General features: G+C 43.9%; 12 protein-coding genes and 1 pseudogene. 11 read left to right on the top strand and 2 right to left on the bottom strand.

The genetic code is table 11. The features are described 5' to 3' along the window. Positions 1 to 9: 9 nt before the first annotated feature. The 3 genes and pseudogenes from mutM (at position 10) to coaE (ending at position 2248) form a co-directional block, all read left to right on the top strand. Positions 10 to 840, top strand: a complete 831-nt coding sequence (gene mutM, locus MKX38_RS14655; RefSeq protein WP_283933660.1) for a DNA-formamidopyrimidine glycosylase — start codon at positions 10 to 12, stop codon at positions 838 to 840. 148 nt (positions 841 to 988) lie between these two features. Next, a pseudogene (gene ytaF, locus MKX38_RS14650) lies at positions 989 to 1639 on the top strand (sporulation membrane protein YtaF); the annotation flags it as partial. 15 nt (positions 1640 to 1654) lie between these two features. Further along, the gene (coaE, locus tag MKX38_RS14645; RefSeq protein WP_004398928.1) at positions 1655 to 2248 is read left to right on the top strand and encodes a dephospho-CoA kinase; all 594 of its coding nucleotides are present in this window, start codon (positions 1655 to 1657) and stop codon (positions 2246 to 2248) included. A 41-nt stretch (positions 2249 to 2289) separates the two neighbouring features. Here coaE and ytbE read toward each other — a convergent pair whose 3' ends face one another. Then, on the bottom strand, positions 2290 to 3132 hold the full coding sequence (ytbE, locus tag MKX38_RS14640; RefSeq protein ID WP_003229455.1) for an aldo/keto reductase YtbE: 843 nt from the start codon (positions 3130 to 3132) through the stop codon (positions 2290 to 2292). 23 nt (positions 3133 to 3155) lie between these two features. Next, on the bottom strand, positions 3156 to 4343 hold the full coding sequence (locus MKX38_RS14635; RefSeq protein WP_015251485.1) for an MFS transporter: 1188 nt from the start codon (positions 4341 to 4343) through the stop codon (positions 3156 to 3158). 183 nt (positions 4344 to 4526) lie between these two features. Between MKX38_RS14635 and MKX38_RS14630 the strand changes: the two genes are divergently transcribed. From MKX38_RS14630 to ytxC, 8 genes are all read left to right on the top strand, one after another. Further along, a complete protein-coding gene (locus MKX38_RS14630; RefSeq protein ID WP_003229458.1) occupies positions 4527 to 4907 on the top strand; it encodes a winged helix-turn-helix transcriptional regulator in 381 nt (126 codons plus the stop codon). Positions 4908 to 5112: 205 nt separating this feature from the next. Further along, complete coding sequence (locus MKX38_RS14625; RefSeq protein WP_317680541.1) at positions 5113 to 6135, top strand: glyceraldehyde-3-phosphate dehydrogenase; 1023 nt, start codon at positions 5113 to 5115, stop codon at positions 6133 to 6135. 238 nt (positions 6136 to 6373) lie between these two features. Continuing rightward, entirely contained in the window at positions 6374 to 6754 is a 381-nt protein-coding gene (gene speD / locus MKX38_RS14620; protein WP_003223584.1) for an adenosylmethionine decarboxylase, read from the top strand. Positions 6755 to 7027: 273 nt separating this feature from the next. Beyond that, positions 7028 to 7486: a transcriptional regulator NrdR gene (nrdR, locus tag MKX38_RS14615; protein ID WP_003223586.1), complete on the top strand. Its 459-nt coding sequence runs from the start codon at positions 7028 to 7030 to the stop codon at positions 7484 to 7486. Between the two features lie 114 nt (positions 7487 to 7600). Next, positions 7601 to 9019, top strand: a complete 1419-nt coding sequence (gene dnaB, locus MKX38_RS14610) for a replication initiation membrane attachment protein DnaB (protein ID WP_339187567.1) — start codon at positions 7601 to 7603, stop codon at positions 9017 to 9019. Between the two features lie 27 nt (positions 9020 to 9046). Next, positions 9047 to 9982: a primosomal protein DnaI gene (dnaI, locus tag MKX38_RS14605; protein WP_024573514.1), complete on the top strand. Its 936-nt coding sequence runs from the start codon at positions 9047 to 9049 to the stop codon at positions 9980 to 9982. A gap of 33 nt (positions 9983 to 10015) precedes the next feature. Continuing rightward, positions 10016 to 10657, top strand: coding sequence for a TVP38/TMEM64 family protein (locus MKX38_RS14600; RefSeq protein WP_339187564.1), 642 nt, complete (start codon positions 10016 to 10018; stop codon positions 10655 to 10657). A gap of 78 nt (positions 10658 to 10735) precedes the next feature. Next, positions 10736 to 11581 (top strand): putative sporulation protein YtxC, encoded by an 846-nt coding sequence (ytxC, locus tag MKX38_RS14595; RefSeq protein WP_021480288.1) that lies wholly within the window; start codon positions 10736 to 10738, stop codon positions 11579 to 11581. Positions 11582 to 11729: the final 148 nt, after the last annotated feature.

Raw genomic sequence — 11729 nt, 5'->3', positions numbered from 1 at the left:
GTGATGGATGTGCCGGAATTACCAGAGGTTGAGACGGTCCGGCGCACTCTGACCGGGCTTGTAAAGGGAAAAACAATCAAATCGGTAGAGATCAGATGGCCGAATATCATCAAACGGCCTGCCGAACCGGAGGAATTTGCGCGAAAACTAGCAGGAGAAACGATACAGTCCATCGGAAGACGAGGAAAGTTTTTACTGTTTCATTTAGATCATTATGTTATGGTTTCTCACCTACGAATGGAAGGAAAATACGGTCTTCATCAAGCCGAGGAGCCTGACGATAAACACGTGCATGTCATATTCACGATGACGGATGGAACCCAGCTTCGGTACAGGGATGTGCGGAAATTTGGAACCATGCACTTATTTAAACCGGGAGAAGAAGCGGGCGAGCTCCCGCTTTCTCAGTTAGGGCCGGAGCCGGATGCAGAAGAATTTACAAGTGCGTATTTAAAAGAACGGCTTACGAAAACAAACCGCGCTGTCAAAACTGCCCTACTGGATCAAAAAACGGTAGTTGGACTAGGGAACATTTATGTGGATGAGGCTCTTTTCAGAGCGGGTGTCCATCCCGAGACAAAAGCAAATCAATTATCAGATAAAACAATCAAAACCCTTCACGCTGAAATCAAAAACACTCTGCAGGAGGCGATTGATGCGGGCGGAAGCACAGTCCGTTCATATATCAACTCCCAAGGGGAAATCGGAATGTTCCAGCTGCAGCATTTTGTGTACGGAAAAAAAGACGAGCCATGCAAAAATTGCGGAACGATGATTTCGAAAATTGTCGTTGGAGGAAGAGGCACGCATTTTTGCGCAAAGTGCCAGAAAAAAAAGTAGCATAATGCTTCATCGTCCAAGCTGTCGGTGCATATATCAGTAACTCTGTAATGGAGGATGCCATTTTCGAAACACGGATTTTTCACTTTCCCATATATATGATTGTGATGAATCCCGGGCATTTCACATCTGATACAAGAGCACCAACAGAAAGGAAGAAACGGATATGCAAATGGTTTCTATACTGCTGCTGGCGTTGGCTGTCAGCTTGGACAGTTTTTCAGTCGGATTTACGTACGGATTGAGAAAAATGAAAATACCGTTTAAAGCGATTTTGGTTATCGCCTGCTGTTCCGGTGCTGTCATGTTTATATCCATGCTGATCGGAAGCTTTCTCACGAAGTTTTTTCCTGTATATGTGACGGAGAAGCTTGGCGGTTTGATATTGGTTGGAATCGGTGCGTGGGTTCTGTACCAATTCTTCAAACCGGCAAAAGATAAAGAATACCTATTGCATGAAAAAACGCTGCTTAATTTAGAGGTTCGGTCATTAGGGATTGTGATTCATATTTTGAGAAAACCCATGAGTGCGGATATCGACAAATCGGGTGTGATCAACGGAATTGAGGCGGTCTTATTGGGATTTGCCTTATCGATTGATGCCTTTGGAGCAGGTATAGGCGCAGCCATTCTCGGTTTTTCGCCGATTGTGATGAGCATCGCCGTGGCAATCATGAGCTCGCTGTTTGTATCAATTGGAATCAATGCCGGCCATTTTCTGTCTAAGTGGAAATGGATCGATAAAATGGCGTTTTTGCCGGGGCTTCTATTAATCACGATTGGGCTCTGGAAATTGTAAAAAGGAGTGGATCTCTTGACCTTAGTCATTGGTTTAACGGGAGGAATAGCTAGCGGCAAAAGCACGGTAGCCAATATGCTGATTGAAAAAGGAATAACAGTTATAGATGCAGATATCATTGCAAAACAAGCGGTAGAAAAAGGGATGCCGGCCTACCGGCAAATCATTGACGAATTCGGTGAAGACATACTGCTCTCAAATGGCGATATAGATCGAAAAAAGCTTGGAGCGCTGGTATTTACAAATGAACAAAAGCGTCTCGCTTTAAATGCAATTGTTCATCCCGCAGTCAGGCAGGAAATGCTCAATCGCCGTGATGAAGCCGTTGCAAATCGGGAGGCATTTGTTGTATTGGATATCCCGCTATTGTTCGAAAGCAAATTGGAATCATTGGTTGATAAAATTATCGTGGTCAGTGTGACAAAAGAGCTTCAACTGGAACGTCTGATGAAGCGCAATCAGCTGACGGAAGAAGAAGCAGTCAGCCGTATCCGCTCTCAAATGCCCTTAGAGGAAAAAACAGCAAGAGCAGATCAAGTCATCGATAACAGCGGCACGCTTGAAGAGACCAAAAGGCAGCTTGATGAAATCATGAACAGCTGGGCATAATACAAAAAACACCGTTCATATTGAACGGTGTTTTTTGGCCATTAAAAATCAAAGTTGTCCGGATCAGGACCGACGCGCAAGTTTTCATTCAGTGCATCGATTCGGTTCATGTCATCCTGCGTTAATTCAAAGTCAAATACGCTTGCATTTTCTTTAATGCGGTGTTCCTTCGTTGATTTAGGAATCGTTATAATGCCATGCTGCAGATCCCAGCGCAAGATAATTTGTGCGACAGATTTGTTATATGTTTGAGCGATGTCAGCCAATACAGGATGATCCAGCAGCTGCCCCTGCATTAAAGGTGACCAAGCCTCCATCTGGATGCCCTGATTTTGGCAGTATCTTATCAACTCTTTTTGTGTGAGGCGCGGGTGAAATTCCACTTGGTTAATCATAGGCTTAATTTCAGCTGCCGTCATCAGATCTTCAAGATGGTGAATTTGGAAGTTGCTTACGCCAATCGCTTTGATACGGCCTTCTTTATACAGCGTTTCAAGCGCTCTCCAAGCTTCTTTATACTTTCCTTCTACAGGCCAGTGGATGAGGTATAGATCCAAATAATCCAGACCGAGTTTGGATAGGCTTGTTTCAAACGCGGCGAGTGTTTCTTCGTAGCCTAAATCCGCATTCCATACTTTCGATGTGATAAACAGATCCTCTCTTGAAATGCCTGCTTCTTCAATGCCTTCCCGAATCCCTTCTCCAACGCCAGCTTCATTTCCATAGATAGCTGCAGTATCAATACTGCGGTACCCGTGAACAATGGCAGTTTTAACTGCGTTTACCAGTTCAGATCCTTCTTCCACTTGGAACACGCCGAGGCCGAACCAAGGCATTTCTACCCCATTATGAAGTGTTGCTTTTGCTTGTAAATGTGTTGTCATGTTCATTTCCTCCTTTAAAATTGTCAGGCTTCCTGCCGATCTCGTTTTTCCATTAAGCGGCTCCAGCCTGTTAAAATGACTGCACCGACCACCATTAATCCGCCTATCCAAGCGGTATGAATCAATCCGATTGAATCGGTGATCACACCGCCAAGGTATGACCCAAGCGCGATTCCTGCATTAAAGGCAGCGATATTCATCGCGGATGCGACGTCAACTGCACTCGGGACAAAACGCTCAGCCAGCATGACGACATACACCTGAAGGCCGGGCACGTTCATAAAAGCCAGCAATCCCATACAGAGAATGGTAATGAGCCCTGCTGTTTGATACGGGGCTGTAAATGTCAGTACGAATAGAACAATTGCTTGTACGATAAACATATAGAATAAAGCGGCAATCGGATTTCGGTTTGACAGCTTTCCGCCAATCATATTGCCGATAGCAATAGCTATTCCGTATCCGAGCAGAATCACTGCAACAGTCCCGGCTTTGAAGCCTGTTACTTCCTGAAGCAGGGGAGACAGATACGTGAACACAACGAATGTTCCTCCGTATCCAAGCGCTGTAATGACAAATAAAAGCAATAACCGGCTGTTTGTCACAAGCTTCAATTGATCCCGCATCGTTGTTTTCGTCCCTTTTCGTAACTTGGACGGTACAAGAATGCCATTTGTAATGAAAGCAATGATTCCGACGGCGATAATGACCATAAAGGCGAAACGCCAGCCGAACTGCTGGCCGATAAATGTCCCAAAAGGAACTCCGGTTACAGTTGCCACAGTGAGGCCGGTAAACATAATTGAAATCGCGCTAGCCCTTTTATCTTCCGGGACAATATCCGCTGCGATTGTCGAACCGATCGACATAAACACACCGTGCGAAAATGCCGATATCACACGTGCTGCTAGTAAAATCCCGATGCTTGAAGCGGTTGCTGCCATCGTATTACCGGCAATAAAAATAAACATGATCCAAAGCAATAGTGTCTTACGCGACATGCTTGAGGTCAATGAAGTTAATATAGGTGCCCCAAATGTAACGCCGAGCGCATAAAGGGAAACGGTTAATCCTGCTGTCGTGACTGGAATATGCAGGTCATCAGCAATGAGCGGCAAAAGGCCGACACTGATAAATTCAGTTGTCCCTATTGCGAATGCACTTACGGCCAAAGCCAGTAGTGCAGGAATACTGCTTTTGGCTGAAGTCATGATGTTCCTCCTTTGTAAGATGTGTTGTATGATTGAAATTCTGCCGAGTAAGCTATATAAATAAAAAAGAGCAGATTCAAATCAGCCGGCAAATGTGATTATGAAACATATCGTTAAGAAATAAAAGTACGTACTTTGAAGTGCTATAGTCACTTTTTGGTGCCTGTGAGGAGAATGGATTGTATGGAGAAGAAAAAATATAACATTTCTGTTGAAGCGACTCTTGAAGTGATTGGAGGGAAATGGAAATGCGTCATTTTATGCCATTTGACGCACGGAAAAAAACGCACAAGCGAATTAAAACGCCTAATGCCCAATATCACGCAAAAAATGCTGACTCAGCAGCTGCGCGAGCTGGAAGCGGACGGTGTCATTAACCGAATCGTATATAATCAAGTTCCTCCCAAAGTGGAATATGAGCTCAGCGAATACGGCCGCAGCTTAGAAGGGATTTTAGATATGCTGTGTGCTTGGGGAGCGAATCATATTAACAGAGTGTACGGGGATACATTTTCTGTGCTAGAAGAAAGTGTGCTCAATGATAAGTTAAAACAGGAATCATAAAGCATGAGGGCAGTCAGTGCGGAGCGCTGGCTGCTTTTTGGTTCTTACGCCTGATATTCTGTGCAAGAAAACATAAGATGCATCATAAATTAGCGTTATAATCGTTGATTTTTATCAATATGTACTGGCGAATTTGTTTTAATGTGTTATACTAATTTTAGATAGTAACAAATTAGGATGGCATAATTGATAAGGGGTGTCCAACATGAAGGTAAAAGTAGCGATCAACGGGTTTGGAAGAATCGGAAGAATGGTTTTTAGAAAAGCGATGTTAGACGATCAAATTCAAGTAGTGGCCATTAACGCCAGCTATTCCGCAGAAACGCTGGCTCATTTAATAAAGTATGACACAATTCACGGCAGATACGACAAAGAGGTTGTGGCTGGTGAAGACAGCCTGATCGTAAATGGAAAGAAAGTGCTTTTGTTAAACAGCCGTGATCCAAAACAGCTGCCTTGGCGGGAATATGATATTGACATAGTCGTCGAAGCAACAGGGAAGTTTAATGCTAAAGATAAAGCGATGGGCCATATAGAAGCAGGTGCAAAAAAAGTGATTTTGACCGCTCCGGGAAAAAATGAAGACGTTACCATTGTGATGGGCGTAAATGAGGACCAATTCGACGCTGAGCGCCATGTCATTATTTCAAATGCGTCATGCACGACAAATTGCCTTGCGCCTGTTGTAAAAGTGCTGGATGAAGAGTTTGGCATTGAGAGCGGTCTGATGACTACAGTTCATGCGTATACGAATGACCAAAAAAATATTGATAACCCGCACAAAGATTTGCGCCGGGCGCGGGCTTGCGGTGAATCCATCATTCCGACGACAACAGGAGCGGCAAAGGCGCTTTCACTTGTGCTGCCGCATTTGAAAGGAAAACTTCACGGCCTCGCCTTGCGTGTCCCTGTTCCGAACGTCTCATTGGTTGATCTCGTTGTTGATCTGAAAACGGATGTTACGGCTGAAGAAGTAAACGAGGCATATAAACGCGCTGCCAAAACGTCGATGTACGGTGTACTTGATTACTCAGATGAACCGCTTGTTTCGACTGATTATAATACGAATCCTCATTCAGCGGTCATTGACGGGCTTACAACAATGGTAATGGAAGACAGGAAAGTAAAGGTGCTGGCGTGGTATGACAACGAATGGGGCTACTCCTGCAGAGTTGTTGATCTGATCCGCCATGTAGCGGCACGAATGAAACATCCGTCTGCTGTATAAAATAAGGTCATGGACACATTTTAAAGAAAAAACCCTTAACAACATATTTCTGAAAAAACGCACCTTGCAAATTAGACTTAAACACAGTATACTATTTTTCGTGAACTTCTTGCTTGAGACTGTTTCGGAATTACTTAAAGGGTTAGGACCTCTCCGGACTAACTTTCCCCCGTGGTAAATGGCCGACCCAGTTGTTGGAATTTCACTTTTTAATTCTTGTTAAGGGGGGTCCATGACTATGGAAACAATGGGGCGTCACGTTATCTCCGAGCTATGGGGATGCGATTTTGATAAGCTGAATGACATGGATTTTATTGAAAAAACGTTTGTAAATGCTGCTCTAAAATCAGGTGCTGAGGTGCGCGAGGTTGCATTTCACAAATTTGCACCGCAAGGCGTAAGCGGAGTTGTGATTATTTCTGAATCACACTTAACGATTCACAGTTTTCCTGAGCACGGATATGCGAGCATTGATGTTTATACTTGTGGAGACTTAGATCCTAATGTCGCTGCTGATTACATTGCAGAGGCATTACATGCTGATACAAGAGAAAACATTGAAATACCAAGAGGAATGGGGCCTGTGCAAATTAAACAGGCGCAAGCGAAAGTACTATAAAGTAAATTGCGAACACAAAGGGAGCTGAAGCTAGAAAGCCATTATGCGCTTTTTAGCTTATGCTCCTTTTATTTTTATAAAGAAACGAGAGTGTCAGCTTTTTCTTTTTTCATTTTTTTTGTAAAATAAGAAGGAGATTTTCACAAACAACCTAATGCTAAAGAAACAAATTTAACACCGGCTCTCCCGACAGATGCTGTCACATCTATTTTTAAAAGGCGGAGGCTGCCGAAAATACATTGCAGGGAACGATATAGTTGGGAGCTGATTTTATTGAAATGTCCTTCATGCCAGCATAACGGAACACGAGTCCTTGATTCACGGCCTGTGGATGACGGAAAGTCGATTCGCCGAAGACGCGAGTGCGAATCCTGCCACTACCGGTTTACGACCTTTGAGAAAGTGGAGGAAACCCCGCTCATCGTCGTGAAAAAAGAAGGTGTTCGTGAGGAATTCAGCAGAGAAAAAATGCTGCGCGGGCTCATAAAAGCATGTGAAAAAAGGCCTGTTTCACTCAAAACGCTTGAAGACATGTGCTTTGATATTGAAAAAGAGCTTCGCAATCAAGGCTGCTCCGAGGTGAAGAGTGAGCTCGTCGGAGAAATGGTCATGGACCGGCTGGCTAAGATTGACGAAGTCGCATATGTGCGGTTCGCGTCCGTCTATCGGCAGTTTAAAGATATAAACGTCTTTATCGATGAATTAAAAGACTTAATAAAGAAAGAGCGTTAAAAGAGCTAAGAGGATTCTTCTAGCTCTTTTCTCATGTGCAAAATTGGCATTTGATAGATATAAGAAACGGTGTAAAATGAAAGGTAGAAACAAATTCGGAAGGTTTGAGAATGTATGGCTGACTATTGGAAAGATGTACTGCCTGTAGACCCGTATGTGGTTAAAAGCAGATCGGTGCTGCAGGATATTGACAGACAAATTATTACACAACTGTACCAGCCCTTAATCGGCCCTGTTGCATTCTCTCTTTATATGACATTGTGGGGAGAGCTTGAACAAAACCGTCTGTGGGGCGGAGAGTCCACACATAGACAGCTGATGGGGATGACACAGTCCAACTTAAAAACGATCCATCAGGAACAGGGGAAGCTCGAGGGCATCGGATTGCTGAAAGTATATATGAAAGAATCCGAGCGGCAGGAGCGCCTCTTTATATATGAACTCCTTCCGCCGCTCAGACCAAATGAATTTTTTGAAGACGGAATGCTGAATGTTTTTCTGTATAATAGGGTCGGAAAAACGAAATATCAGCAATTAAAACAATTTTTTACGCACCCGGCCATTTCAGAAGATGCGAAGGACATTACGCGTCCGTTTAATCATGCGTTTGAATCGCTGCAGCCGAGTGAATGGAAGCTCACATCCGATATGGAGGAAACGGTAAGGCTTGCCGAGGGGTCCGAGTATACTTCTGTCGGACAGTCTCCGTCCTACACCATAACGGAGGATGTGTTTGATTTTGATTTGTTTTTAGCGGGACTTTCTGAGACGATGATACCGAGAAAAGCGATGACCCAGCAGGTACGGGACACAATCAAAAAGCTTTCTTATCTGTACGGAATTGACCCTTTGCAAATGCAAAACGTTGTGATGAGCGCAATTGATGAGCGTGACGTCATTACGACGGAGGCATTAAGAAAAGCGGCGAGCGACTGGTATCAAATTGAAAGAAACGGACAGCTGCCCGATTTGGTGGAAAAAACACAGCCGATGCATCTGCGTGAAGGCGAACAACCGGCAGAAGAGGATTCTCTGGATGGGAAGCTGATCGCATTGCTGGAGGCGATTTCCCCGAAGAAGCTTCTGCAGGACATTGCTGACGGAACAGAGCCGTCAAAAGCTGATCTGAAGATCATAGAAGAAATTATGTTCGAACAGAAGCTCGAGCCAGGCGTCACAAATGTGTTAATTTATTATGTCATGCTGAAAACCGACATGAAGCTGTCGAAAAACTATATCCAAAAAATCGCTTCGCATTGGGCACGCAAAAAGGTGAAAACGGTCAGGGAAGCGATGAAGCTCGCAATAGAAGAAAACCGCCAGTATCTTGAATGGGCTGAGGGAAAAACAAAGTCTTCGAAACGAAACCAAAAAGTGATTCGTGAAGAAAAGCTTCCTGATTGGATGACAGAAAAGGAAACAGCGTCCGATTCAGAATCCGGACAGCAGAAGCTGCATCCGCAGGATTTGGAAGAACAGAAGAAAAAGATGATGGAAGAAATGCAAAAACTGAAAAAATACTCTGCCTATTAAAGACAGAGATGCGGGGTGAAGGAATAGATGGAACCAATCGGCCGTTCCCTGCAGGGCGTAACCGGCAGGCCGGATTTCCAAAAACGTCTTGAACAAATGAAGGAAAAAGTCATGAAAGATCAAGATGTTCAAGCATTTTTGAAGGAAAACGAAGAAGTGATTGACCAAAAAATGATCGAAAAGAGCTTAAATAAGCTTTATGAATATATCGAACAAAGCAAGAATTGCTCCTATTGTTCGGAAGATGAAAACTGCAACAATTTGTTGGAGGGCTACCATCCGAAGCTTGTTGTCAATGGGCGGTCTATTGATATCGAGTATTATGAATGTCCAGTCAAACGGAAGCTCGACCAGCAGAAGAAACAAAAGTCTCTTATGAGAAGCATGTATATCCAGCAGGATCTTCTCGGAGCGACGTTCCAGCAAGTTGATATCAGTGACCCAAGCAGGCTCGCGATGTTTCAGCATGTTACAGACTTTCTGAAAAGCTATAATGAGACGGGAAAAGGGAAAGGATTATATTTATACGGGAAATTCGGGGTAGGAAAAACGTTTATGCTCGCTGCGATTGCCAATGAGCTGGCGGAAAAAGAGTATTCTTCCATGATTGTCTATGTGCCTGAATTTGTGAGAGAACTTAAGAATTCGCTGCAAGACCAGACATTGGAAGAGAAGCTCAATATGGTAAAGACCACACCCGTATTGATGCTTGATGACATCGGAGCAGAATCAATGACAAGCTGGGTAAGGGATGAAGTCATCGGAACGGTGCTTCAGCACAGAATGTCCCAGCAGCTGCCAACGTTCTTTTCTTCTAATTTCTCACCTGACGAGCTGAAGCATCATTTTACGTATTCGCAGAGGGGAGAAAAAGAAGAAGTAAAAGCGGCAAGATTAATGGAGCGGATATTATATTTGGCTGCTCCGATCCGCCTTGACGGAGAAAACCGCCGACATCCATAATTGCTGTGGTTCAAAGGGGAAGGAACTGAGGGTATGAAACGAAAAACGGCTGTCAAATGGCTGGCAGTGCTTGCAGGTGCTGGTTTACTCTATTGGGGAAATAAAACGTATTTGAATGTATCGCCGAAAGAAATCAGGGTATGGGTATTGTCGTTCGGAGTCTTTGCACCTCTGATGTTTATCGGGATATCCATCGTCAGGCCACTTGTTTTATTTCCGGTGTCTGTTATTTCAATAGCTGGCGGACTTGCGTTTGGCCCGCTTCTCGGCACGTTTTATACGTTATTCGGTTCGATGTGCGCTTCAGCTGTTTCGTTTTTTGCGGCCGGTTTGTTTGCGGCGAAAAAGAACGGGCATTACGAAAGGCTTGAAGCCATACAGAAGCAAATGGAAGATAACGGATTTTTCTATATCTTTCTTATGAGAATCCTGCCGATCAATTTTGATTTCGTCAGCTATGCGGCAGGCCTTTCCAATGTCAAAGCGCTGCCGTATTTTGCCGCAACGGCTGTGGGAATCATCCCTGGGACGATTGCGCTTAATGTGCTGGGTGCGAGCTTTTTGGCTGGCAATCTGCCCGCTTTCTTTATGGTGCTCGCTTTGTATATCGTGTTTATCTCATTGCCGTTCATCTTCAGAAAGAAAATGCAAAACTTGTTCCAAGAATCAAATTAAGATTTGCCAATGACCTTTACGTCTATTTTAAAAACATCCCCCATATACTTGTAACAGATGCCGTAAGGGGGGACAAACATGCTTGAAATAATCTTTGAAGATGACCATGATGCAGCCGCTTTTTTACATCTCATTCAGCATTCGGACGATCGGAACAATATCATTGTCCGTGAAGGCATACGAAAAATCGGGATTGAAAAAGCGAATCCGGCTTTTCCTATTCAGCGTTTTATGGAGCCGATTCTGGTCAAATTTTTTTTGGAATGCAAAGAAGACGAGCATATGCTGTCATTGATTGAGGAAACGTATTGTTTCACGGACCAGGATGAACAGCAGCAAATCCTTCAGCTCGCACACAGTATTATTGAAGGTGAAGCAGACGATCTTCCGTTTGAGCCGCTGAAGCTTTCACGGAAACAATCTATTTTGGATGAACTCCAAACGATCTGTTTAGAGGAAGGAGTATTTTATATTCGCTCCTTTCAGACCTTCCGACTTGGATCATACTATAAGCAGCTGAGAGATATTACAGAAGCAGCGATTGATGAATATAAGATGGAACAGGAATATCAAAACTTTATTCAAACACTCAGAGACTATGTAAACGCCAAACAGCCGCGAATCAAAAAAGTGCATATTGTCCATGATGGTTCCTTTACATTATGGGAGCTGCGCTATGTGCCGGAACGGGAAAAAATGAAATACATAGACAGAAGATTTGTCCGGGATCATCCTATGTATATTGATTCTCATTTGCTCGCGCCGCTGATTTCCATTGCGCCTGATGAAGTCGTGCTTTATACCGACCAGCCCGAGCACATGATGGCAAGGACCATTCAAAACGTATTTCAAGAGAGAGTGGAAATGCTCCCGCTGCATGCTTTTACAGATGCAGAAATACCGGTGAAGCACTCGGAAGGATGAGGGCCGGCAGCCTCTCTATATAAGGCTGTCGGTTTAAAAAAGGAAACGCGATCGTGTTGATTTTTTGGATTGAACAATTTATAATACATAGGAGATTAAGAAAGACACACGTATTGATAAGGACACGAAGGAATGATACCGGCTCAAA

The sequence above is a fragment of the Bacillus sp. FSL M8-0025 genome, assembly GCF_037975475.1.
GTDB lineage: Bacteria > Bacillota > Bacilli > Bacillales > Bacillaceae > Bacillus > Bacillus subtilis.
Note: the sequence above shows the minus strand (reverse complement) of the source record. Positions and strands in the feature narration are given on the sequence as shown.